The organism is Thermomonas sp. (assembly GCF_046293095.1).
Classification (GTDB): Bacteria; Pseudomonadota; Gammaproteobacteria; order Xanthomonadales; family Xanthomonadaceae; genus Thermomonas.
Genome location: NZ_JBKBPN010000002.1, coordinates 259342 through 282287 on the forward strand (window position 1 = coordinate 259342; position 22946 = coordinate 282287).

The following is a 22946-nucleotide window of genomic DNA, read 5'->3' on the forward strand; positions in this document are numbered from 1 at the left end:
CCCAGGGCGCCTGCGCATGAAGATCCTCCGGGCGCGCGACTTCACGGCGGAGCGTGCTTGGGGCGCGCTGGACATTGCCGACATGGGCGGCATCACCACGCGCCTGCACTGGACGGATCAGCCCTACCGCTGGCACGTCAACGACGGCGACGAAGTGTTCGCCGTGCTGGATGGCCGGGTGGAGATGCGCTACCGCGAGGCCGGCGTCGAACACCGCGCGGTGCTGGAGGCCGGGGACGTGTTCTTCGCCTCGGCCGGCACCGAACACGTCGCCCATCCGCTGGGCGAGGCCCGGATCCTGGTGGTGGAGCGGGCGGGCAGCCCCTGAAGGCCGCGGTGTTGCAAGATCGCGTATCTGTCAGTCGATGCTGCCCGCCACCACCACTTCGCCGCGCAGGGAGTTGCTGAGGGCGGCGGTGATGCGGACATCCACGAACTGGCCGATCAGCCGCTTCGGCGCCGGGAAGTTCACCGAGCGCATGTTCTCGGTCTTGCCGGTGAGCTCGTCCGGGTTTTTCTTCGACGGCCCTTCCACCAGCACGGTCTGCACGCTGCCGACCATGGCCTCGCTGATGCGCCGGGCATTGGCATTGATCGCGGCCTGCAGACGCTCCAGGCGGGCGTGTTTTTCCTCGCTGGAGGTGGTGTCTTCCAGGTCGGCAGCCGGGGTGCCTGGGCGGCGGGAATAGATGAACGAGAAGCTCTGGTCGAAGCCGACGTCTTCGATCAGCTTCATGGTCTTCTCGAAATCTGCCGCGGTCTCGCCGGGGAAGCCGACGATGAAATCGGTGGACACCGAAATATCCGGCCGTACCGCGCGCAATTTGCGGATCTTCTGCTTGAACTCCAGCGCTGTGTAGCCGCGCTTCATCGCCGCCAGGATGCGGTCGCTGCCCGCCTGCACCGGCAGGTGCAGGTAGTTGGCCAGCTTCGGTACGTCGCGGTAGGCCTCCACCAGCGAATCGCTGAACTCCAGCGGGTGCGAGGTGGTGAAGCGGATCCGGCCGATGCCGTCGATCTCGGCGATGGCGCGGATCAGCAGTGCCAGGTCGGCGGTGGCGCCGTCGTCGCCCAGCGGGCCGCGGTAGGCATTGACGTTCTGGCCCAGCAGGTTGACCTCGCGCACGCCCTGGGCGGCCAGCTCGGCCACTTCGGTCAGCACCGACTCGAACGGGCGGCTGATCTCCTCGCCGCGGGTGTAGGGCACCACGCAGTAGGAACAGTACTTGGAGCAGCCTTCCATGATGGAGACGAAGGCGGTGGGGCCTTCGGCGCGCGGTTCGGGCAGGCGGTCGAACTTTTCGATTTCCGGGAAGCTGATGTCCACCTGCGGGGCGTTCTGCTCGCGGCGGGCGCGGATCAGCTCCGGCAGCCGGTGCAGGGTCTGCGGGCCGAACACCAGGTCCACGTAGGGCGCCCGCTCCAGGATCGCGGCGCCTTCCTGTGAGGCCACGCAGCCACCCACGCCGATGATGACCGGCCGCTCGCCCTGCTTCAGGCCCTTCCAGCGGCCCAGTTGGCTGAACACTTTTTCCTGCGCTTTTTCGCGGATCGAGCAGGTATTGATCAGGATCACGTCGGCTTCGTCGGCATTCGTGGTCAGCTCCATGCCTTCCTCGGCGTGCAGCACGTCGGCCATGCGGGCCGAGTCGTACTCGTTCATCTGGCAGCCGTGGGTCTGGATGAAGAGCTTTTTCGCGCCCGGGCGTGTGGGGCGAGTGGCGGGCGCGGTGGGCAGGGGATGCAAGTCGGTCATGGTCGGTTCCGGGGCGCGGTGGTAGGCCGGGCCGGTGCAAGGGGCGCGCGATTCTAACGCAGCCAAGCAGGGCATTGGAAAATCAACCACTTGCCATTGCCGCGGGATGGCGGGAGACTTCCCGGCCATGAGGGGAGCCTGGGTCCTGCTGCTGCTGAGCGCGATGTCTGCGCCCGTGTTCGCGGGCGGGGTCTACAAGTGCGCGGGCCCGGAGGGAGAGGTCATCTACGCCAGCAAGCGTCTGCCCAGTGCCCAGTGCAAGCGCGTCGGGACGTACCGGGCCCAGCGTGCCGTGGCCTCTGCGGCCACCAGACCGTCGCCGAGCCCGCCTCCACCTCTTGCTGCAAAGCCCGTTGCTGCACCGCCGGTGGATGCGGTCCGGGCCGCGGCCTTGACGCCTGCCGCCGCGCCCGGCACGGCGCCGCGGGTGGTACGGGGGCAAGTGTATGCGTATGTCGATAAAAATGGTGTGCGCAACTACACCAGCATCCGCCCCGCCGGGTTGCCGGCCGCCCAGGTGCGCACGATCCACTACAGCTACATCGAGAAGTGCTACGCCTGCAGCGCGCTGCCCGGGCTCGATTTCCGCACGCTGCGGCTGAACATGGCCGCCTACCAGGACGAGATCCGTGCCGCCGCCCGCGAGCACGGGGTGGACGAGGCCATCGTCCGGGCCATCATCCACGCCGAGTCCGCGTTCAATCCCAACGCCCTGTCGCGCGTGGGGGCGCAGGGGTTGATGCAGCTCATGCCTGCCACTGCCAGCCGCTTCGGCGTGACCAACGCCTTCGACGCGACGCAGAACATCCGGGGCGGCGTCCAGTATCTTGCGTGGCTGCTCAAGCGCTTCAACGGCAACCTGACCCTGGCCGCGGCGGGCTACAACGCTGGCGAAGGGGCTGTGGATAAGTATGGCGGGGTGCCGCCCTACAGCGAGACCCAGCGTTACGTGCAACGCGTGGGCGTGCTGGTCGAGCGCTACCGCAGCGCACTCAACCCGGTGGCGGCATCGTTGCGGGGCGGATTGTCGGCCCGTTAAGCGTTCCGTTACACTTCCCTGTCTTTTGCGGCCGGCCAGCGCTCGCCAGCGCGTCGCGGACCAGCCGTTGCCGTGTTTTCGTGCAACTTTTTTTGGAGTGCGGGATGGCCAACGAAGAGGTCAACGCCGGCCGGCGCCGGTTCCTCACCGCGACGACCGCGGTGGTGGGGGCGGTGGGTGCCGGGTTTGCGGCGGTGCCGTTCATCAAATCCTGGAGCCCCAGCGCGCGGGCGCGTTTTGCGGGGGCCCCCGTGTCCCAGGACATCAGTGCGCTGGAAGACGGTCAGCAACTGGTGCTGAACTGGCGCGGCCAGCCGATCTACATCGCCAAGCGCTCCAAGGCGATGCTGGACGTCCTGCCGCAGATGGATGCGCTGGTGGCCGACCCGAAGTCGGACAACCTGGACCAGCAGCCTGCCTATGCCAGGAACGAGTGGCGCTCCATCAAGCCGGAAATCCTGGTTCTGGTTGGCGTCTGCACGCATCTTGGCTGCGCGCCGGAGCTGCATGCCGAGGTCAAGCCGCAGCCGTTCGACCCGGACTGGAAGGGCGGCTACTTCTGCCCCTGCCACAAGTCGCGCTACGACCTCGCCGGTCGCGTGTTCAAGGCGCAGCCGGCGCCGGCCAACCTGCCGGTGCCCCCGTACCACTTCGAAAACGACACCACCGTCGTGATCGGCGTCGATCCCAAGGGAGCCGCGTAAGCCATGGCGAACAAGATCCTCCAGGCCGCCAGCGACGCCGCCAACGGCGTGATGGGCTGGGTCAACGAGCGCGCGCCGGGCATGATGCCCGCGTACCGCAAGCACATGAGCGAGTACTACGCGCCCAAGAACTTCAACATCTGGTACATCTTCGGGGTGCTGTCGATCGTGGTGCTGGTCAACCAGATCCTGACCGGCATCTTCCTGACGATGCAGTTCAAGCCCAGCGCCGCCGAGGCGTTCGGCTCCGTCGAGTACATCATGCGCGACGTGGAGTGGGGCTGGCTGATCCGCTACATGCACAGCACCGGCGCCTCGCTGTTCTTCATCGTCATCTACCTGCACATGTTCCGCGGGCTGATGTACGGCAGCTACCGCAAGCCACGCGAGCTGGTCTGGCTGCTGGGCATGGTGATCTACCTGGTCCTGATGGCGGAGGCCTTCATGGGCTACGTGCTTCCGTGGGGCCAGATGTCCTACTGGGGCGCCAAGGTGATCATCTCGCTGTTCGGTGCCATCCCGGTCATCGGTGGGGGCCTGACCGAATGGATCATGGGTGACTACAACCCGGGCGATGCAACGCTGAACCGCTTCTTCGCGCTGCACGTGATCGCCCTGCCGCTGGTCCTGTTGCTGCTGGTCGTCCTGCACATCTTCGCGCTGCACGAAGTGGGCTCGAACAACCCGGACGGCGTGGAGATCAAGAAGGGCCCGAAGGGCAACCGCTGGTCCGAGAAGGCGCCGGCGGACGGCATCCCGTTCCACCCGTACTACACGGTCAAGGACCTGTTCTACGTCAGCTGCTTCCTGATCCTCGCCGCGTTTGTCATCTTCTTCGCGCCGACCTTCGGCGGCTGGTTCCTGGAGCACGACAACTTCACCGAGGCGAACCCGCTGGTGACGCCGTCGCACATCAAGCCGGTGTGGTACTTCACTCCGTACTACGCGATGCTGCGCGTCGTGCCTTCGTTCTTCGGCATCAAGCTGTGGGGCGTGCTGGTGATGTTCGGCGCCATCGTGTGCCTGTTCCTGGTGCCGTGGCTCGACAAGTCGCCGGTCAAGTCGTACCGCTACCGCGGCTGGCTGAGCTGGGCGATGCTGCTGATGTTCGCGGTCTGCTTCCTGTGGCTGGCCAAGATCGGCGCCGGCCCGGGCACGGATCCGGTCGAGGCCATCATCGGCCGCGTGCTGACCTTCCTCTACTTCGCTTTCTTCATCACCATGCCGGTCTGGTCCAAGCTGGACAAGACCAAGCCGGTGCCGGAACGGGTGACGATGCATGACTAAGAACTTCCTGACCCGCGCGGCTCTCTTCGCCGCCGGCCTCCTGCTGAGCACCGTGGCCCTGGCGAACGAGGGCGGCAACCTGCAGCAGTCGGGCACCGACCTCAATGACAAGGCATCGCTGCAGCGCGGCGCGGCCCTGTTCATGAACTACTGCAGCGGTTGCCACTCGCTCAAGTACGTGCGTTACGCACGCATCGGCGAGGACCTGGGCCTGACCGAAGACCAGGTGATGCAGAACCTCAACTTCACCGGCGGCAAGATCGGCGACCACATCATCTCCTCGATGACCCCGGCGATGGGCGTGGCCGCGTTCGGCAAGGCGCCGCCGGATCTGAGCCTGGTCGCCCGCGTCCGCGGCAGCGACTGGATCTACACCTACCTCAAGTCCTTCTACGTGGACGAGAGCCGGCCGGTGGGCTGGAACAACACCCTGTTCGCCAACGCCTCCATGCCGAACCCGCTGTGGGAACTGCAAGGCGTGCAGCAGCCGGTGTACGGCAAGAAGACCGCGGCGGGCGAGATGCCGGTCGAGGGCTTCACCATCAGCCAGCCGGGCAGCCAGACCCCGCAGCAGTTCGACCGCACGGTGCGCGATATCACCGCGTTCCTCGAATACGCGGGTGAGCCCGCCGCGCTGAAGCGGCAGAACGTCGGCGTGTGGGTGATCCTGTTCCTGGTGTTCTTCGCCTTCATCGCCTGGCTGCTGAAGCACGAATACTGGAGAGACGTTCACTGAAAGGGCGGCTGCTGATGGCAGGGACGCCCGCCACGGGGAACGAAGCTTGACGGCTGCCCGCATCCTGCGGGCGGCGCAGGTGCGCCTGGTATCACCCGGGCGCGGGAGTGGTCCTGATGATGGCTGTGAGTCCGCGCATGCGTAATGCCTTGACCCTGTTTTCCGCTGTCGATGATGTGCTCTGCCACCGCGTCCGCCTGGTGCTGGCCGCGAAAGGTATCGCTTACGATCTGATCCCGGTCGATCCCCAGCATCCTCCCGAGGATCTGATCGACCTGAACCCCTACCATTCGGTGCCCACCCTGGTCGAGCGCGACCTGGTGCTGTATGCCGCCAGCGTGGTCAGCGAATACCTGGACGAGCGCTACCCGCATCCGCCGCTGATGCCGGTGGAGCCGCTGGCCCGCGCACGCCTGCGCCTGGCCATGCTGCGGATCGAGCACGACTGGGTGCCGCAGGTGCAGGCGATCCAGCTGGGCAACAAGCAGCAGGCGGAGGCCGGCCGCAAGCGCCTGAAGGAACTGCTGGCGCAGGCCGTGCCGCTGTTCAAAGCCTACAAGTTCTTCCTCAATGGCGAGATGAGCCTGGCCGACTGCGCCATGGCCCCGATCATCTGGCGCCTGGATGCCCTTGACGTACCGCTGCCCAAGGACGGCAAGGTGATCGAGGAATACGGCAATCGGATCTTCCGCAACCCCGGGTTCCTGCGCAGCCTGACCGACCAGGAAAAAAACCTGCGCGAGATCGTGCTCTGAGATGGGAGCGCCGACCTTCCCGCCGATGACCAGCCAGCGCCCCTACATCCTGCGCGCGCTGTACGAATGGGTGGTCGACAACGGCATGACCCCGCATGTGCTGGTGGACGCGCGCGTCCCCGGCGTGCGGGTTCCGCCACACGTGGTGAAGGACGGCCAGGTCGTCCTGAACATCGCCGAGCGGGCGGTGGCGCGCTTGCAGATGGACGATGATGCGCTGCGGTTCTCGGCGCGTTTCGGTGGCGTGAGCCAGGCGGTGGTGGTGCCGATGGCGGCGATCATCGCCGTCTACGCCCGTGAAACGGGGCAGGGCATGGCGCTGCCGCCCGACCTGTCACCGGAGGCCGGGGCACAGGATGCGCCGGCTTCGGTCGATGCCATGGATCAAGAAGGCGGCGAGTCCTCGCCACCCGATGATGTGCCCGATCCGCCCAAGCGCGGCCCGCACCTGCGCATCGTCAAGTAAGGTCCGCAATCGGCCTGTTGCCCGTTGTGCGGTCCATCAGGTCTGCGGGAAGTTCCGGACCACGGCCTGCGCGGCGCGGGTGGGGCCGCTGAAGCTGACCAGCTTGCCGTCCAGCAGGACGATGCGACCCACGTGGCGGTCCACGCCGTCCTCGGAATATTCGAACCGGAAGCTGCGCTCCAGGCCCAGCCAGCCGTTGTCCTTGCGGCGCAGGCGCAGGCCACTGGCGTGCACGGATTGATCCAGCCACTGCACACCCGCGGCGTGGCAGGCATCCCGGCCGATCTCCGCGGCACGTTCCGCCGCTGCACGCGCTGCGGTGAAGAAGAAAAAGCCGGCGGCGCCGACGATCATTAAAATGAGCAGGGTAGGCATGCGCGCACTGTGGCGGCGACCGGTCCCGTTCGCAAGCAGGCGCAGCGCCGTCCGCACAGGAGATGCTCCATCGTGATGATGAAACTGGTGTTTCCCGCAGGCGACCGGCCGCAACTGTTGCTGGGGCAGGGCGTGCATCGCATCGGCTCCGCCAGTGAAGCGGACGTGGTGCTGCCCGCATCCGGTGAGGTGGCGCCGCTGCATTGCGAGTTGCAGGTCGGGCCGCAGGGCGTGCAGCTGCGCGTCCCGCCGGGCCTGCGCGTGGCGGTGAACGAGCGCCCGGTTGACGGGCTGATCGCCCTGCGCGCGGAAGACACCATCGCCATCGGCGGCACGCGCATCCGGCTGCTGCCGGTGTCGGCAGGCGATGGCGGGGCAGCCGGCACGGCTCCGCGCGATGAGTCCGCGTTGGGCGCCACGATGGTGCGCCCCGTCCTGCCGAAGTTCGTGCTACGCGGCCTGTCCGGGCATCTGTTCGGCCGCACCCTGCCGTTGCACGCCAGCCTGAGCGTGGGCCGCGCCGACGATGCCGGGCTGCGCATTCCGGTGGACGGCGTGTCGCGCCAGCATGCGCGGCTGACGCCGGCGGGTGATGAAGTGCTGGTGGAGGACCTGGGCTCCGCCAACGGCACCTGGATCAACGGCCGTCGGATTACCCGTGCGCAAGCCGTGCATGGCGATGAACTCCGCTTCGACACGCAGCGGTTCCAGCTGCTGGTGCCCGGCGAAGCGCTTCCGCGACTGGCGCCCGCTTCCAGCAACGGCTCCGGGCGTGGACGTGCCTGGGCGTGGCTGCTTGCGGGGATGGCCCTGGCCGGGCTGGCGGCCTGGCTGTTGCGCTGACCGGTCAGGCCGCCGGCGGCGGCCCCAGCTTCAGCGAGAAATCGATGGCGTGGACATGCTTGGTCAGCGCGCCGATCGAAATGCAGTCCACGCCGTCCTCCGCGATGCCGCGCAGGGTGGTCATGTCGACGCTACCGGACACTTCCAGCGGGATGCGGCCGAAGTAGGGCGCGCCCTTGGCGATCCGCACGGCGTCCCGCCGGGTGGCGGCGTCGAAATCGTCGATCAGCACGCGGGTGCAGCCGGTGGCCAGCGCCTCGCGCAGTTCGTCCAGCGTCTCGACCTCCACGATCAGGGGCAGCTCCGGGTGCAGCGCGCGTGCGCGCGCGATGGCGGCTGCCACCGAGCCGAAGGCGCGCACGTGGTTCTCTTTCAGCATCACAGCGTCGAACAGCGCCAGCCGGTGGTTGATGCCCCCGCCCACCCGCACCGCGTATTTCTGCGCCACGCGCAGGCCGGGCAGGGTCTTGCGGGTGTCCAGGATGGCTGCGCCGGTGCCGCGCACGGCCTCCACATAGCGCGCGGTGGTGGTGGCGGTGCCGCTGAGGGTCTGCAGGAAATTCAGCGAGGCGCGCTCGGCGCTGACCAGCGCGCGGTTGCGCCCTGCCAGCGTGGCGATGACGGTGCCCTTGGCGATGCGGTCGCCTTCCTCGCAGCGCCAGTCGATGCGCACGCCGGGATCCAGCGCGCGGTGGCAGGCGTCGAACCACGGCCGGCCGGCCACCACGCAGTCTTCCTTGCACAGCAGGTAGGCGCTGTCGGGCGCGTCGTCCAGCAGGGCAGCAGTGGCATCGCCGGGCCCGATGTCCTCGGCCAGCGCGGCGGCGACGTTGGCCGCGACCACCTCCGCCGGTGGCGGCGCGAAGCGCGGCGCGCTCATGCGGCCGGGAAGTCGGGCGCCTGCGCGGTGGCCAGCGCCTCCTCGACCAGCAGCACCGGGATGCCGTCGTCGATCCGGTAAGCGGTCTTGCGGTCGCGGGTGACCAGCGCGGCGCGCAGCGGCTCCGCCTGCGGGCTGCCGTCGCCGCGGGTGACGCCGCCGCTGGCGATGGCGCGGTTGAGGGCGTCCAGCCCGGCCGGCTCCAGCAGCATGAGCGGCTGGCGGGTGGCAGGGCAGACCAGGATGTCGAGCAGCTTGCGATCCATCGGCAGAGGCAACGTATGGCGGGGGCCGTTAGAATACGTCTTTGAGCGATCGGGGATCGTGCATGTCCGCTGCCAACAACGTCGCGCCGCTGGTCGGCATCGTCATGGGTTCGCGCTCCGACTGGGAGACGATGCAGCACGCCGCCGCGCGGCTGGAGGCACTCGGCGTGCCCCACGAGGTGCGCGTGGTCTCCGCGCACCGCACGCCCGACGTGTTGTTCTCGTATGCCGACACCGCCGCCGGGCGCGGCCTGCGCGCCATCATCGCCGGTGCCGGCGGTGCCGCCCACCTGCCGGGCATGCTGGCCGCCAAGACCGCGGTGCCGGTGCTGGGCGTACCGGTGCAGAGCAGGGCGCTGAACGGCCTGGATTCGCTGCTGTCCATCGTGCAGATGCCGGCCGGCATCCCGGTGGCCACGTTCGCCATCGGCAACGCCGGCGCCGCCAATGCCGCGCTGTTCGCCGCGGCAATGCTGGCCGCCGACCACCCCGCCATCGGCGAGGCGCTGGCCGCGTTCCGCGCCAAGCAGACCGAGGACGTCGTGAACAACGACGACCCGCGCGCGTGAGCGCGGCGGCTCCGATGCCCACTGTCGGCATCCTCGGCGGCGGGCAGCTGGCCCGCATGATGGCCCTGGCGGGCGCTCCGCTGGGCCTGCGCTTTCTCGTCCTCGACACCGTGGCCGATGCCTGTGCAGGGCAGTTCGCACCGATGGTGGTGGGCGATTACACCGATCCGGCGGCGCTGGCCGAGTTCGCCTCGCGGATCGACGTGGCGACCTTCGACTTCGAGAACGTGCCCGCCGAGTCCGCGGAGTGGCTGAGCGGCCGCCTGCCGGTGTTCCCCGGCCCGCGCGCGCTGGCCACGGCGCAGGACCGGTTGGCCGAAAAAACCCTGTTCTGCGACCTCGGCATCCCGGTGCCGCCGTTTGCCGCCATCGACACCCTGGCCCAGCTGCGCGAGGCGGTGGCCACCATCGGCACCCCCTGCATCCTGAAGACGCGCCGGCTGGGCTATGACGGCAAAGGCCAGTTCCGCATCAAAACGCCTGCCGACATCGAGGCGGCCTGGAATGCGCTGGGGTCGCAGGCTGAGCGGGTGGGCCTGATCCTGGAAGGCTTCGTCGCGTTCCAGCGCGAGCTTTCCGTGGTGGCCGTGCGTGGCCGCGACGGCGAATTCCGGGCGTGGCCGCTGACCGAGAACTGGCATGTGGACGGCGTGCTGTCGGCCAGCCTGGCGCCCGCGCCGGTGGACGATGCGCTGCGCGACACCGCGCTGGCCCATGCGCGCAAGCTGGCCGAGGCCCTGGACTACGTCGGCGTGTTCGCGCTGGAGCTGTTTTGCCGCGACGGCGAGCTGCTGGCCAACGAGATGGCGCCGCGCGTCCACAACTCCGGGCACTGGACCATCGAGGGCAGCGAGACCAGCCAGTTCCAGAACCATCTGCGGGCGGTGCTGGGCATGCCCTTGGGGGACACCCGCAGCGTGGGCCATGCCTGCATGCTCAACTGGATCGGCGCCATGCCAGACGCCGGCCCGGTCCTGCGCGAGGCTGGCGGCCATTGGCACGATTACGGCAAGCAGCCGCGCGACGGCCGCAAGGTCGGCCACGCCACCCTGCGCGCCGACGCGCCGGCCGAGCTGGCGGCCGCGCTGCGGCGCGTTGGCGAGGCGCTGGACCGGCAGGCGCAGGTGGCGCCGGTGATCGAGCGGCTGGCCTGACGGGCCGCGCGTCAGCCGGCCGGCCGTGGCACGATGCGATCTGGCCTGTCCCATGCGGTGACCGTTCGATGCTCCTCCAGCCCCAGCAGGTGATGCCCTACGCCATGCCTGCGTTGCTGGCGTGGGTGGTCTACCGCCGTGTCCGCCGCAACTTCGGCCCACAGGCGTGGAAGCCGAAACGCACCGTGGCGCGCATCGTGCTGCTGGCCCTGGTGGCGCTGCTGCTTGCGGCGGCGGCGGTGTTCGTTCCCCAGGCCGCGCTGCCGATGCTGGCCGGGCTGGGCGTGGGCCTGGTGCTGGCCGGGTTCGGGCTGCGGCACACCCATGCCGAATGGCGCGGGGGCGTGCGGACTTACGTCCCCAATCCGTGGGTGGGCGGCATCCTGACAGTGCTGCTGGTGGGGCGCCTGGCATGGCGCTTCACGCAGGGCGGGGGCGTGCAGGGCGCCCAGCAGCAGCCCAGCGCGCTGACGCTGGCCGTCGCCGCCACCCTGGTGGCCTACGCCCTCTGCTACAGCATCGGTCTGGTGTTGCGCATGCGTGCGTTAGGCGCGAATCCGCCGCGGGACTGACGCGCTGCCGCGGCGGCGGCCCGGTAGTCGGGGTTTAGGGAATCTCCGAACAACTTCAGAGATTCCCGTCGGCGATGGAGGGCCGGCCATCCATCGATCGCGCAAGCCATCGATGCGTGTGGGCCGAGCCCGGACATATGCCGGGCCCGGCGTGGGCTGACAGCGCCAGAATGGCGTTGTTCCGACCTTCCTTGAGGGGTCTGACATGGAAACGGCCGGGTTGCCCCGGCCGTTTCGTCGTCGCGTGCCACAGGGCCGCGGGCTTACTTCATCTGGGCGGATACGAAGTCCCAGTTGACCAGGTTCCAGAACGCCTCGACATACTTCGGACGGGCGTTGCGGTAGTCGATGTAGTAGGCATGCTCCCACACGTCGCAGGTCAGCAGCGGAGTGTCCTCGCCGGTCAGCGGGGTGGCCGCGTTGGGCGTGCTCGCCAGCGCCAGCGCACCGTCCGGGCGCTGCACCAGCCAGGCCCAGCCGGAGCCGAAGGTGCCGATGGCGGTCTTGGTGAAGGCCTCCTTGAACGCCTCGAAGCTGCCGAATGCCGCGTTGATCGCCTCGGCCAGCTTGCCGGTGGGCTCGCCGCCGCCGGCCGGCTTCAGGCAGTTCCAGTAGAACGTGTGGTTCCAGACCTGCGCGGCGTTGTTGAACATGCCGCCCTGCGACTTGCGGATGATCTCCTCCAGCGGCATGTCGGCGAATTCGGTGCCGGCGATCAGGTTATTGAGGTTGGTCACATAGGCCTGATGGTGCTTGCCGTAGTGGAAGTCGATGGTTTCGGCCGAGATGTGCGGCTCGAGGGCAGTGCGGTCGTAGGGCAGGGCGGGCAGTTCGATAGCCACGGCGGACTCCTGGTGGATGGGTGGGGGCGGCCGAAGCCGCGCGGACGATTTACACTAGGCGATTGTATCCGCCAAGCCCGTTGCCGCATCGTGAAGCGGGCGGGCCATACTGTTGCAGGAGTGTCGTCATGGCGTCCGTGGAAGAGCGTATCCGGGCCGAGATCGAAGGCCATCCCGTCGTGCTGTTCATGAAGGGCACGCCGCAGTTCCCGATGTGCGGGTTCTCCAGCCGCGCCGTGCAGGCGCTGAAAGCGGCGGGCGCGACCGACCTGCACACGGTCAACGTGCTGGAGGAACCGGAAATCCGCGCCAACCTGCCGCGCTTTTCGGACTGGCCGACCTTCCCGCAGCTGTTCATCAATGGCGAGCTGATCGGTGGTTGCGATATCACCGTGGAGCTGGCCGAATCCGGCGAGCTGGCCCGTCTGGTTGCGGACGCCCGCAAGGCATGAGCACGGACGGTACCCTGCGGGACCGCGTGGTCCTGATCGCGGGTGCGGCCGGCGGGCTGGGCGCGGCTGCAGCCGTGGCCTGTGCCCGTGCCGGGGCCACGACCGTTCTGCTGGGACGCAAGGTTGCGCCGCTCAACCGCGTCTACGATGCGGTCAAGGCGGTGGGCCCGGAGCCGGTTCTGTATCCGCTGGATCTGGAAGGGGCCGCACCGGATGATTTCGACCAGCTGGCGCAAGCGCTGGAGCCCGAGTTCGGCAGGCTGGACGGGTTGCTGCACTGCGCCGCCGAGTTCCGTGGCCTGACCCCGCTCCAGCACACCGATCCCGCCGACTTCGCCCGCGCCATCCACGTCGACCTGACCGCGCGCTGGTGGCTGACCCAGGCCTGCCTGCCGCTGCTGGCGAAGGCCGATTCCGGCGCCGCCGTCTTCGTGCTGGATGACCCGGTCCGCACCGGCAGCGCGTTCTGGGGTGGGTACGGCGTCGCCCAGGCCGGGCAGGCCGCCCTGGTGCGCATGCTGCAGGCGGAGATCGGCGCACACGGGCCGCGCATCAGCGGCCTGCAGCCGGGCCCGATGCGGACCGGCCTGCGCGCCAGGGCCTACCAAGCCAATGCTGATCTGGTGGCGCGCCCGCCGACCGACTATGCGGACGCCTGCGTGACCCTGCTCTCGCCCGCCGGCGCGCCGTGGCGCGGCCAGGTCTTCCAGGCGTCACCGGCCACCTGATGGCATGGGGCGACGGCACGCCGCCGCCGTCCCCGTGCCGCCACCTGCGCATGTGAGAATGCCCGCATGACCATCGCCGCCGCCGCCCTGCTGCTGTTCTTCATCCTAGACCCGCTGGGCAACATCCCGGTGCTGCTCAGTCTGTTCAAAGGGGTGCCGGCGGAGCGCCAGCGCAAGGTGCTGCTGCGCGAGCTGCTGATCGCCCTGGCGGTGCTGATGCTGTTCCTGTGGGGTGGCCAGTACGCCCTGGAGCTGATGCACCTGCGCCAGGAATCGGTGTCGATCGCCGGCGGCATCGTGCTGTTCCTGATCGGCCTGCGGATGATCTTCCCGACCGCCGACGGGGTGATGGGGGACGTGCCGGGCGGGGAGCCCTTCATCGTCCCGTTGGCCATCCCGATGATCGCCGGCCCCTCCGGCATGGCGGCGGTGATGCTGCTGGGCAGCCAGGAGCCGGACCGCATGGGCGACTGGATGCTGGCCCTGACGCTGGCCTGGGGGGCCACCGCCATCATCCTGTTCTGTGCCACCTGGCTGAAGAAACTGCTGGGCACCCGGGCCCTGACCGCCCTGGAGCGCCTGATGGGCATGGTGATCGTGGCCCTGTCGGTACAGATGTTCCTGGACGGCATCGCCTCTTACCTGCGCGCGGCCGCCTGAGGCCGGTCACGGGGGTGTCACGAACCGGTCATCCGGAGCGGGCACTATGTTAAAATCTGGTGATCCAGCGCGCAGGGGTACGCGCGAGGGAGCCCCACGAAACCGCCGGCAACCGTCGCTAGACGGGCGTGTCGGCCGCTGCCGCTATCGCCCGTCATCAAGTTTTCCATCCCGAGAGGTCATACCCATGAAGCATTCCAACCGCGCCCGGCTGTCGAAGCTGTCGCTGGGCCTGATGGTCGCGCTGGCCGCGGCTCCTGTTTTCGCGCAGAGCACCTCCGCCGGCCTGGGCGGACAGGTGGTCACGACCGGCGGCCAGCCTGTCGCCGGCGCCGAGGTCACCATCATCCACGTCGAATCCGGCACGGTCAGCCGCGCCACCACCGATGCCAGCGGTCGCTACAACGCGCGCGGCCTGCGTGTGGGTGGCCCTTACAAGATCGTCATCAGCAAGCCGGGTGAAGGCACCAAGACCGAAGACGGCGTCTATCTGGAATTGAACCAGGTGACCACCGTCAACGCCTCGCTGGCGCCGGTGTCGACCGATCTTGACAAGGTGGTCGTGGTGGGCGATGCGGGCGGCTACCTGTTTGACCCCAACAATCGCGGCATGGGTACCTCGATCAGCGGGCGCCAGCTGGAAACCGCGGTAAGCGGTAACCGCTCGCTGGACGATATCGCCCGCCTCGACCCGCGAGTGACGGTGGCCGACCAGAACGACGGTTCGATCTCCGCCAGCGGCCAGAACAACCGCTACAACAGCATCAGCGTGGACGGCCTGTCGGTGAACGACCCGTTCGGCCTGAATGCCAATGGCCTGGGCTTTACCGGTTCGCCGATCTCGCCGGACACCATCGCCGCCTATGACATCAAGATCACCGGCTTCGATGTGACCAACGACGCGGTTGGCGCCAGCATCAATGCGGTGACCAAGTCCGGCACCAACAATTTCCATGGCTCGCTGTACTACGCGTTGACCGATGCCAGCAGCATGGTCGGCCGTCTGGGCGGCCCGGCCTACAAGGGCTTCGACAAGAACGAGACCACCGGCTTCACCTTCGGTGGCCCGATCATCAAGGATCGGCTGTTCTTCTTTACCTCGTACGAGGAACAGAAGATCAGTGGCCTGGCCGGCGTCGGCACCGATGCCGTGACCAGCAACAAGCTCACCCAGCAGCAGGTCGATGACGTCGCCGCGGCCTTCGATGCGATTGGCCTGAAGGTCGGCCGCTATGGCGATGCCATTGCAGCAGCGCTGGACAACAAGCGCACCCTGGCCAAGCTGGACTGGAACATCAACGACAACCACCGCGCCAGCTTCACCTTCCAGCGCACCGACGAGACGCGGCCCACCCCGTACGGCTCGTATGTGCGCGATTACACCGCCATCCTGCCCAGCAACTGGTACACGGTGGCCAACAAGACAGACAACTACTCGGTGCAGCTGTTCAGCGACTGGACCGAGAATTTCAGCACCGAACTCAAGCTGGGCTACCAGCACTACCAGGCCAACAATGGCGCTGCCATCGATCAGCCCGAGGTGTATGCCTGCTTCACGGCAACCGCCAGCCAGTGCGGCAATGCCACCAACTCCAGCGCCAACAGCGGCTCGGCGCCGCGCGTGATCGGTGGCGAAGACCGTTTCCGCCACGAGAACTCGATTGACAGCAAGCGCATCAGCGGCACCCTCTCCGGCACCTACTATGCCGGCGACCACGTGATCAAGGGCGGCGTGGACTTCCTCAGCAACAAGGTGGCCAACGTATTCGGCCAGCTGCTGCATGGCTCCTACAGCTTCTATGACAAGAACAACAACGGCACGGTGGTGGATGAGATCCTGGCCGGCAATTACTACTCGTTCGCCAAGAACTACCTGCCCACCGGGGTGACCCTGGCGGACAGCGCGGGGACCTGGAAGTACACCCAGATCAGCCCGTTCCTGCAGGACACCTGGCAGGTGACCGACAATCTGTCGGTGGTGTATGGCGTGCGCGTCAACATCCCGAAGGCGGACCGCGCGCCGCCGGTGGCGCTGGAGAGCGCGACCAACACCGCGCCGGGGGCCACCCCGGGTGCGCTGGTGTGGGAGAGCCGCTTCGGCTATCCGAGCAACACCACGCTGGGCTCCAAGAACAAGGTGATCGAGCCGCGCGTCGCCTTCAACTACACCTTCCCGACCGAAAACCGGATGCAGCTGCGCGGTGGTGCCGGCCTGTTCCAGACCGTGCCGCCGTATGTCTGGATGACCAACCCCTACACCAACAACGGGGTGGTGTCCGCCAAGCAGTACAGCTCCACCAACCCGAGCGCCGATCCGTTCAGCCCGGATCCCTACAACCAGCCGGGTCCGACGGCGGTGGCGGCCGGCGTGTGCGCGACCAATGCGGTGTGCCAGATCGACGTGGTCGATCCCAACTTCAAGCTGCCCACCGCCTGGAAGTTCAGCCTGGGTTGGGACGCCGAGCTGCCGTGGCTGTGGGGCATCACCACCAGCGTGGAATACCAGCATCTGCAGGCCAAGAACGCGATCGATTACAAGATCCCGAACGTGGGCACGCCCAAGGGTGTGCTGCCGGATGGGCGTGATTCCTACTGGCAGACCTATCCGAACGCCAGCACCACCTCCATCGGCACAGGGACCAACAACGGCGCGTTTGCCGAAATCAACACCCGTTCGACGCTGCTGACCAATACCAACAAGGGCCATTCCGACTCGCTGACGGTGAGCTTCTCCAAGGTCATGGCCAACGGGTTCCGCGGAAACTTCAGCGTGACCCAGACCCGCAGCACCGAGGTCAACCCGGGCACCGCCTCGCAGGCGTATTCCAACTACAACTACGTGGCGCGGGTGAACCCGAACGATTCGGTGGAGTCCACCTCGCGCTTCGAGGTGCCGCTGTCGGTGAAGGCTTCGCTGAGCTGGGATCACGCCTTCTTCGGTGACAACAAGACCACGATTTCGCTGTACTACAACGGCCATAGCGGCCTGCCGTACAGCTGGGTGTTCGGTACGGATGTGAATGGCGACAGCATCAGCAATGTCGACCTGGCCTACATCCCGCTGGTCAATGACTCCAAGGTGATCTACAAGGCCGGCACCCCCCAGGCGCAGATCGATGCCTTCCAGGCGCTCATCGACAGCGATCCGTACCTGAGCTCGCGTCGTGGCCAGATCGCCGAGCGCAACGCCTCCCACCAGCCCTGGGTCAACCAGCTTGACCTCGGCTTCCAGCAGGAACTGCCCGGCTTCTTCAAGAGCGACAAGTTCGTGGTCCGTCTGGACATCTACAACTTCCTGAACCTGCTCAACAAGGACTGGGGGCAGCAGAACGGCCTTGGATTCTTCGGCACCCGTCGTCTTGCCTACGTGTCCGACGTGGTGGGCACCTGCCCGACCAACTGCCAGTACGTCTACGACATCGGTACGCCGACCAGCCCGGCCTGGCAGAACTTCGGCGTGTACGACACCTACAGCAACCCGGCCCGCGTGATCTCCCGCTGGCAGGCGCTGCTGACGGTCAAGTACAAGTTCTGATCCACTGGATTGGAAGTTGGTTTCAGAAAACGGCCGGGGCAACCCGGCCGTTTTTTTCAGAGCGCGGCAGTGCGCGACTGCCATGGGACTGCGCTAAAGTGCAGGGCCTATGAGCACATCGAATCCCATGCCGCAGTCGGCCTCGTCTTCCACGCTTCCCACCGTTTCCACCCACATCTATCCGCGCGGCGCACTGGACGTGCTCTCGCGCGAGGAGGTCGCGCGCCTGCGCGATGCGTCCTCCGGCGGTCTGCACGATCTGTTGCGTCGCTGCGCGCTGGCCGTGCTGACCTCGGGCAGCGCGTCCGACGACCCGCGCGCCGCGCAGGAGCTGTACCCCGATTTCGACATCCAGGTGCGGCAGCAGGACCGCGGCGTGCGCATCGAACTGACCAACGCGCCGGCCATGGCGTTCGTGGACGGGCAGATCATCTTGGGCGTTGCCGAGCTGTTGTTCGCCGTGGTACGCGACCTGGCGTTCACCGCCATCGACCTCAACGGCAATTGCGACCTGGAGGCGTCCGCCGACATCACCGATGCCGTGTTCCGCCTGCTGCGCAATGCGCGCGTGCTGCACCCGGGCGACCCCAACCTGGTGGTCTGCTGGGGCGGACATTCGATCGGGCAGGAGGAATACAAGTACACCAAGCAGGTCGGCTACGAGCTGGGCCTGCGTGGGCTGGACATCTGCACCGGCTGCGGCCCGGGCGCCATGAAGGGGCCGATGAAGGGGGCCACCATTGCCCACGCCAAGCAGCGGCGGCGGCGCAGCCGTTACATCGGGATCACCGAGCCGGGGATCATCGCGGCAGAGTCGCCCAACCCGATCGTGAACCACTTGGTGATCATGCCGGACATCGAAAAGCGCCTGGAGGCGTTTGTCCGCATGGGCCACGGCATCATCGTGTTCCCGGGGGGCGTCGGCACCGCCGAGGAAATCCTGTACCTGCTGGGGATCCTGCTGCGCGAGGAAAACGCGCATCTGCGTTTCCCGCTGATCCTCACCGGCCCCACCGGTGCCGCGCCGTATTTCGAGCAGATCGACAAATTCATCCGCCTGACCCTGGGTGATGCCGCGGCCGGGCTGTACGAAATCATCGTGGCCGATCCGGTCCGCGTGGCCAAGCGGATGGAGGCGGGCATCCGCAAGGTCAAGGAGCAGCGTATCGCCCAGCAGGACTCGTTTTTCTTCAACTGGGCGCTGCACGTGCCGCTGGCGTTCCAGCAGCCGTTCGTGCCGACCCATGAGGCGATGGCCGCGCTGGATTTGCATCACGGGCGCAAGCCGCACGAACTGGCGGCCGACCTGCGGCGCGCTTTCTCCGGCATCGTGGCCGGTAACGTGAAGGAGGACGGCATGCGTCGGATCGAGGCGCACGGGCCGTTCGAGATCCACGGCGATGCGGACATCATGCAGGCACTCGACGCGCTGTTGCGGGAGTTCGTGCAGCAGCGCCGCATGAAGATTTCCGGCGAATACCGGCCCTGCTACAAGGTCGCGGCCTGACGCCACGGCAATCGGTCGCCTCGCCGGTTCCCTGGCGGGGTGGTGGGCAGCATGGCGGCTTTGCCCGCGCGTGGCTACCGGGTGCCGTGCGGTGCACGGATCATGCCGGCAGCAGCACCCGCGCGACGAAGCGCCCATCTTCCAGCGCGGTTTCCAGGGTGCCACGTCCGCCCGTCATGGCCTGCAGGCGTTCGCGCACCGAGGCCAGGCCGACCGCGTGGCCCTGTCGCTCGCCCGGGGCATCGGTCAGGTCATTGGTCACCACGATCTGGATGCCCGTCCCGGTGGGGCGCACCTGGACATCCATGCGGCCGCCGGCCGGCAGCCGCTCGATGCCGTGGTGGATGGCATTCTCGGCCAGCGGCTGGATGGACAGCGACGGCACCTGCGCGTCCGGCAGGGCCTCCGGCACGTCCCAATGCAATTGCAGGCGCTCGCCCAGACGCAGGGACTCGATTTCGAGGTAGCGCCGGGTCAGCGCCAGTTCCTCTGCCAGCGGAACCAGCCGCGGTCCGCGCAGCGCGCTGCGGAACAGATCGGCCAGATCCAGCAGCACGCGTTCGGCTGCATCGGGCCGCGCATGCACCAGCGCGGCGCCCGTATTGAGCGTGTTGAACAGGAAGTGCGGGCGAATCCTCGCCTGCAGCGCTTCAAGCTCCAGTTGTTTGGCCCGCACCGCCAGCCAGCGCGAGCGCGAGTAGTTCTGGTAGGTCAGCAGGCCGATCAGGCCCACCACCAGGGCCAGCGCGGCTGATCGCAGCACAAAGTCCTGCCGCCCCACCTCCGTCACGCCGCTCATCGCCAGCACGCTCCAGGCCGCCATGGCCACCAGCAGGCTCATGCCCAGGAACAGGGCCAAGCCCACCCAGGCCAGGCGCCTGGGCGCCAGCCGCCGCAAAGGACGGCGAAGCAGGTACAGCGCGCACAGCGTGCCAAGCGCCACCCACTGGATGCCCAGTGACGCCAGGCCGAAGTGCACCAGCCGGTCGCTGTCCTGGGCGGGGGCCAGGGCCAGAATCGCCGCCAGGGCTTCTCCACCCAGGACGACGCCCAGCAGTGCCGGCGGGCGCCACAGTGCGGCCAAGGGGTCTTGCTGGGGGTGCGCAGGGTCGGTCATGGGGGCGTGGGCGCGGGTCCGCCCCGCGTCTTGCACGCAGCGTAGCGGCCCGGGCGCGCGAAGTCGAAGGGCCTGCGAAGGGCCCGCCTGCCGTCCGCGGCGCTCCAGGGCCCGCTCGTCGGGGATTGCTGGGCGGCAGGGCCGGCCCTGGTTAAGGTTGGGTTGCCGAATTGCGAGGGTGCCCCGTTGCAACGCCAGAACGCACTTGCCCAGCCCATCCGGTCGCATGGCTTCACCCTGGTGGAGCTGATGGTGACCGTTGCGGTCATCGGGATATTGGCGGTGATCGCCGTGCCCGGCATGACCGCCTTGATCAACAACAGCCGTCTGAACGCGCAGGCGGAAGAGCTCGTGTCGTCCCTGCAACTGGCGCGCGCGGAGGCGGTTCGTCGCAATGCGCGGGTGACGGTCTGCCCAAGCACGGACGGCTCGACGTGCGCAAGCAGTACCAGCTGGAGCGGCTGGGTGATCCGTGGCCACGACAACGTCAACGACGTGGACGACGTCATCCGAAACAACAGTGTCGCAGGCAACGTGCAAATCAGCGGCCCGGCGGCGGGAATCGTGTTCAAGCCCTCCGGGCTGATCGACGCCCAGCAGGTGGTGACGGTGTGCATGCCGACGAGCAACCCGACCTACAACCAGCGCGCGCTCACCGTGATGATCAGCGGTGTCGTGTCTTCGTCCAAGGTCAATGGTGGTGGAGCATGCCCATGATCCGGAACAGAGCCACAACCCTCGTCGCTGCACGCTTGGGGCGCGCGGAAATGCGGGGAATGAGCATGATCGAAGTGCTGGTTTCCGTATTGATTCTGGCGGTGGGTCTGCTGGGCATCGCCGCCATGCAGTCGCTGGCGTTGCGCGGCGGCCAAGGTTCCCTGGAAAGCAGCCAGGCGGTGATGCAGGCCAATTCCATCATCGAGGCAATGCGCGCCAATCCCACGGCCAACTACAACATTGGCAAGACCTGCAGCGCGGCGGCCATTGCCGGCAGCGATACGCGTGCCAATGATCAGATCGACTGGATCAATGCCATGAAGTCCACCATAGGCTCAGGTCCGGCGGACACCACCACCTGCGGTGAGATCACGGGTTGCCCCGGGAACTGCCAGGTCCGGGTGTATTGGGACGATTCGCGCGCCGGCAGCGACCAGGGCGGCGCAGCGCGCATGGTCGAGACGAGGGCACGGATATGAGTTCGCTTCGTCGCACTGGGCGCGCGCTTGGGCGTCGTGCCATCCATGCACAGGGCTTCGGCTTGATCGAGCTGATGATCGCCATGGTGCTGGGCCTGCTGGTGATGGGCGCCGCGTTTGCCGTGTTCCAGTCCAACCAGCGCAGTTTCCAGGCCAACGAGGGCTTGAATCGCATCCAGGAGAGCGCACGGGTTGCCTACGAACTGATCTCCCGCGATCTGCGGGCCGCGGGCGGCACCGCCTGCTCCAACCTTGCGCGCCCCAATGACGAGCACACCCTCAACGCGGATGAAACCCTGCTGTTGACCGCACCGGTGGGCGATAACGGGGCCCCCGCCGGTACCGAGCTGGTGGTGGCGTCCGGGGACGACACCGCCTACCGCATCACCGCGGCCACCACCAGCAGCATCACGCTGGATTCCGCCCAGATCGCCGATGCAACCGAAGCCTTCAAGGCGGGCGACAAACTGATTCTGTGCAACGCCAACCAGCTCTACGTCGTGACGGCCACCGCCGTATCGCCGACCAGCGTGTCCTTCACCCCCGCAACGCCGGTGGCGATGAATCTTGATCCGATGGCGCCGCCGGCCACCGTGATGCTGTCCCGCTTCCGCAATGTGCGCTGGTACCGCGCCGGCAACGGCCTGTATGTCTCGCGCAATGGCGCCGCCGGGCAGCAGGTGGCGGAAGGGGTGACCGCGCTGGGCTTTACCTACCGCCAGAACGGTTCCAACACCTATACGGCCACGCCTGCCAATTGGCCTGACGTGGTGGCGGTGCGGGTGAACATGACGTTGACCGGCACCAACCAGGTCGACAACAAATCGGTGACGCGCAACGTTTCCAATGTCATCAGCTTGAGGAGCCGCACGCCGTGAACAGGCACCTGATCGTCTTTTCCCACCGCAAGGCCGTTGCAGGGGCGGGCCGTCAGCGCGGCGTGTCGCTGGTCATTGTGCTGATCCTGCTGGTGGTGATGTCGGTGCTGGGCGTCGCCGTGCTGCGCAGTTCGGCCATGCAGGAGCGCATGAGCGCCAATCTGCGCGACCGCAATCTGGCCTTCCAGGCGGCCGAGGCGGCATTGCGGGTGGCACAGCAGGACGTGCTGGGCAACCCCGCCATCGACGACCTGCAGTACGGCAAGACCCTGACGGAAATGCGCGCCGAAGGTAAACCCGTCACCTGTGCAACCGACGGCATCTGCGACCAGACGGTGGTGCCGGCGGAGACGCCGGTGGCCAAGACCGCACCGGATGGGCACTCCACCTACACCATCGAGTACCTGGGGACCGGCAAGGGCTCCACGCTGCAGGGTGTGTGCGAGACCACCGCCGCCGTCTCCAATTACCAGTGTCAGCGCCCCATGTTCCGCGTCACCGCCCGCGGCCGCACCGCGGGTGTGGCGGAAGTGGTGCTGCAGGCCAATATCGTCAGCCGTTGATCCATCTGCATCGGCAGTGAGGTTTCCCATGAAGCGCAAGAGTTCCCCCGCCCCGCGTCAACTCCG

The 22946-nt window shown here is 67.5% G+C and carries 26 protein-coding genes; 20 read left to right on the forward strand and 6 right to left on the reverse strand.

Annotation, left to right across the window (positions count from 1 at the left end; genetic code table 11):
• Positions 1-16 precede the first annotated feature (16 nt).
• Positions 17-328 (forward strand): cupin domain-containing protein, encoded by a 312-nt coding sequence (locus ACK4SG_RS04615; protein ID WP_409600188.1) that lies wholly within the window; start codon positions 17-19, stop codon positions 326-328.
• Between the two features lie 30 nt (positions 329-358).
• On the opposite strand, the gene miaB is transcribed toward ACK4SG_RS04615, so the two are convergent.
• The gene (gene miaB / locus ACK4SG_RS04620) at positions 359-1756 is read right to left on the reverse strand and encodes a tRNA (N6-isopentenyl adenosine(37)-C2)-methylthiotransferase MiaB (RefSeq protein WP_409600190.1); all 1398 of its coding nucleotides are present in this window, start codon (positions 1754-1756) and stop codon (positions 359-361) included.
• 127 nt (positions 1757-1883) lie between these two features.
• Here miaB and ACK4SG_RS04625 point away from each other — a divergent pair, with 127 nt between their 5' ends.
• The 6 genes from ACK4SG_RS04625 to ACK4SG_RS04650 all read left to right on the forward strand — a co-directional run bounded on the left by ACK4SG_RS04625 (position 1884) and on the right by ACK4SG_RS04650 (position 6743).
• Complete coding sequence (locus ACK4SG_RS04625; protein WP_409600192.1) at positions 1884-2795, forward strand: lytic transglycosylase domain-containing protein; 912 nt, start codon at positions 1884-1886, stop codon at positions 2793-2795.
• 104 nt (positions 2796-2899) lie between these two features.
• Entirely contained in the window at positions 2900-3499 is a 600-nt protein-coding gene (gene petA / locus ACK4SG_RS04630; RefSeq protein WP_409600194.1) for a ubiquinol-cytochrome c reductase iron-sulfur subunit, read from the forward strand.
• Between the two features lie 3 nt (positions 3500-3502).
• Positions 3503-4786, forward strand: a complete 1284-nt coding sequence (locus ACK4SG_RS04635) for a cytochrome b (protein ID WP_409600196.1) — start codon at positions 3503-3505, stop codon at positions 4784-4786.
• Positions 4779-5522 carry a cytochrome c1 gene (locus tag ACK4SG_RS04640; protein ID WP_409600198.1) on the forward strand — a complete coding sequence of 248 codons (744 nt, stop codon included), beginning with the start codon at positions 4779-4781 and terminating at the stop codon, positions 5520-5522. The genes ACK4SG_RS04635 and ACK4SG_RS04640 overlap by 8 nt, the downstream gene beginning before the upstream one ends.
• A 119-nt stretch (positions 5523-5641) precedes the next feature.
• A complete protein-coding gene (locus ACK4SG_RS04645) occupies positions 5642-6277 on the forward strand; it encodes a glutathione S-transferase N-terminal domain-containing protein (protein ID WP_409600709.1) in 636 nt (211 codons plus the stop codon).
• A gap of 1 nt (position 6278) precedes the next feature.
• Positions 6279-6743, forward strand: coding sequence for a ClpXP protease specificity-enhancing factor (locus tag ACK4SG_RS04650; protein WP_409600200.1), 465 nt, complete (start codon positions 6279-6281; stop codon positions 6741-6743).
• Between the two features lie 36 nt (positions 6744-6779).
• Here the strand turns inward: ACK4SG_RS04650 and ACK4SG_RS04655 are convergent, their stop codons facing one another.
• Positions 6780-7118: a DUF3301 domain-containing protein gene (locus ACK4SG_RS04655; protein WP_409600202.1), complete on the reverse strand. Its 339-nt coding sequence runs from the start codon at positions 7116-7118 to the stop codon at positions 6780-6782.
• Positions 7119-7193: 75 nt separating this feature from the next.
• On the opposite strand from ACK4SG_RS04655, the gene ACK4SG_RS04660 reads away from it, so the two are divergent.
• Positions 7194-7961 (forward strand): FHA domain-containing protein, encoded by a 768-nt coding sequence (locus ACK4SG_RS04660; protein WP_409600711.1) that lies wholly within the window; start codon positions 7194-7196, stop codon positions 7959-7961.
• A gap of 4 nt (positions 7962-7965) precedes the next feature.
• On the opposite strand, the gene nadC is transcribed toward ACK4SG_RS04660, so the two are convergent.
• Together nadC and ACK4SG_RS04670 are read right to left on the reverse strand one after the other, a co-directional pair.
• A complete protein-coding gene (nadC, locus tag ACK4SG_RS04665) occupies positions 7966-8841 on the reverse strand; it encodes a carboxylating nicotinate-nucleotide diphosphorylase (protein WP_409600204.1) in 876 nt (291 codons plus the stop codon).
• On the reverse strand, positions 8838-9107 hold the full coding sequence (locus ACK4SG_RS04670; protein WP_409600206.1) for a Trm112 family protein: 270 nt from the start codon (positions 9105-9107) through the stop codon (positions 8838-8840). Before ACK4SG_RS04670 ends, nadC begins: the two co-directional genes overlap by 4 nt.
• Before the next feature lie 62 nt (positions 9108-9169).
• On the opposite strand from ACK4SG_RS04670, the gene purE reads away from it, so the two are divergent.
• The 3 genes from purE to ACK4SG_RS04685 all read left to right on the forward strand — a co-directional run bounded on the left by purE (position 9170) and on the right by ACK4SG_RS04685 (position 11402).
• Complete coding sequence (gene purE, locus ACK4SG_RS04675) at positions 9170-9676, forward strand: 5-(carboxyamino)imidazole ribonucleotide mutase (RefSeq protein ID WP_409600208.1); 507 nt, start codon at positions 9170-9172, stop codon at positions 9674-9676.
• Between the two features lie 14 nt (positions 9677-9690).
• Positions 9691-10830, forward strand: coding sequence for a 5-(carboxyamino)imidazole ribonucleotide synthase (locus ACK4SG_RS04680; RefSeq protein WP_409600210.1), 1140 nt, complete (start codon positions 9691-9693; stop codon positions 10828-10830).
• A gap of 68 nt (positions 10831-10898) precedes the next feature.
• A complete protein-coding gene (locus tag ACK4SG_RS04685; RefSeq protein ID WP_409600212.1) occupies positions 10899-11402 on the forward strand; it encodes a hypothetical protein in 504 nt (167 codons plus the stop codon).
• Between the two features lie 263 nt (positions 11403-11665).
• Here ACK4SG_RS04685 and ACK4SG_RS04690 read toward each other — a convergent pair whose 3' ends face one another.
• Positions 11666-12244, reverse strand: a complete 579-nt coding sequence (locus tag ACK4SG_RS04690; RefSeq protein WP_409600214.1) for a superoxide dismutase — start codon at positions 12242-12244, stop codon at positions 11666-11668.
• A 128-nt stretch (positions 12245-12372) separates the two neighbouring features.
• On the opposite strand from ACK4SG_RS04690, the gene grxD reads away from it, so the two are divergent.
• The 5 genes from grxD to ppnN all read left to right on the forward strand — a co-directional run bounded on the left by grxD (position 12373) and on the right by ppnN (position 19126).
• On the forward strand, positions 12373-12696 hold the full coding sequence (gene grxD, locus ACK4SG_RS04695; RefSeq protein ID WP_409600216.1) for a Grx4 family monothiol glutaredoxin: 324 nt from the start codon (positions 12373-12375) through the stop codon (positions 12694-12696).
• Positions 12693-13424: an SDR family NAD(P)-dependent oxidoreductase gene (locus tag ACK4SG_RS04700; protein ID WP_409600218.1), complete on the forward strand. Its 732-nt coding sequence runs from the start codon at positions 12693-12695 to the stop codon at positions 13422-13424. Before grxD ends, ACK4SG_RS04700 begins: the two co-directional genes overlap by 4 nt.
• Positions 13425-13490: 66 nt before the next feature.
• Complete coding sequence (locus ACK4SG_RS04705; RefSeq protein WP_374555486.1) at positions 13491-14084, forward strand: YhgN family NAAT transporter; 594 nt, start codon at positions 13491-13493, stop codon at positions 14082-14084.
• Positions 14085-14271: 187 nt separating this feature from the next.
• Positions 14272-17619 carry a carboxypeptidase regulatory-like domain-containing protein gene (locus tag ACK4SG_RS04710; protein ID WP_409600220.1) on the forward strand — a complete coding sequence of 1116 codons (3348 nt, stop codon included), beginning with the start codon at positions 14272-14274 and terminating at the stop codon, positions 17617-17619.
• A gap of 127 nt (positions 17620-17746) precedes the next feature.
• Positions 17747-19126: a nucleotide 5'-monophosphate nucleosidase PpnN gene (gene ppnN, locus ACK4SG_RS04715; RefSeq protein WP_409600713.1), complete on the forward strand. Its 1380-nt coding sequence runs from the start codon at positions 17747-17749 to the stop codon at positions 19124-19126.
• A gap of 100 nt (positions 19127-19226) precedes the next feature.
• Here ppnN and ACK4SG_RS04720 read toward each other — a convergent pair whose 3' ends face one another.
• Positions 19227-20243 carry a sensor histidine kinase gene (locus ACK4SG_RS04720; RefSeq protein ID WP_409600222.1) on the reverse strand — a complete coding sequence of 339 codons (1017 nt, stop codon included), beginning with the start codon at positions 20241-20243 and terminating at the stop codon, positions 19227-19229.
• 186 nt (positions 20244-20429) lie between these two features.
• On the opposite strand from ACK4SG_RS04720, the gene ACK4SG_RS04725 reads away from it, so the two are divergent.
• Genes ACK4SG_RS04725 through ACK4SG_RS04740 form a run of 4 tightly spaced genes read left to right on the forward strand, consistent with a single transcriptional unit; the run spans position 20430 to position 22880 of the window.
• Positions 20430-20960, forward strand: coding sequence for a GspH/FimT family pseudopilin (locus ACK4SG_RS04725; protein ID WP_409600224.1), 531 nt, complete (start codon positions 20430-20432; stop codon positions 20958-20960).
• Between the two features lie 59 nt (positions 20961-21019).
• A complete protein-coding gene (gene pilV, locus ACK4SG_RS04730) occupies positions 21020-21439 on the forward strand; it encodes a type IV pilus modification protein PilV (RefSeq protein ID WP_409600226.1) in 420 nt (139 codons plus the stop codon).
• Positions 21436-22317, forward strand: coding sequence for a PilW family protein (locus ACK4SG_RS04735; protein ID WP_409600228.1), 882 nt, complete (start codon positions 21436-21438; stop codon positions 22315-22317). The genes pilV and ACK4SG_RS04735 overlap by 4 nt, the downstream gene beginning before the upstream one ends.
• A complete protein-coding gene (locus ACK4SG_RS04740; RefSeq protein ID WP_409600230.1) occupies positions 22314-22880 on the forward strand; it encodes a PilX N-terminal domain-containing pilus assembly protein in 567 nt (188 codons plus the stop codon). The genes ACK4SG_RS04735 and ACK4SG_RS04740 overlap by 4 nt, the downstream gene beginning before the upstream one ends.
• Positions 22881-22946: the final 66 nt, after the last annotated feature.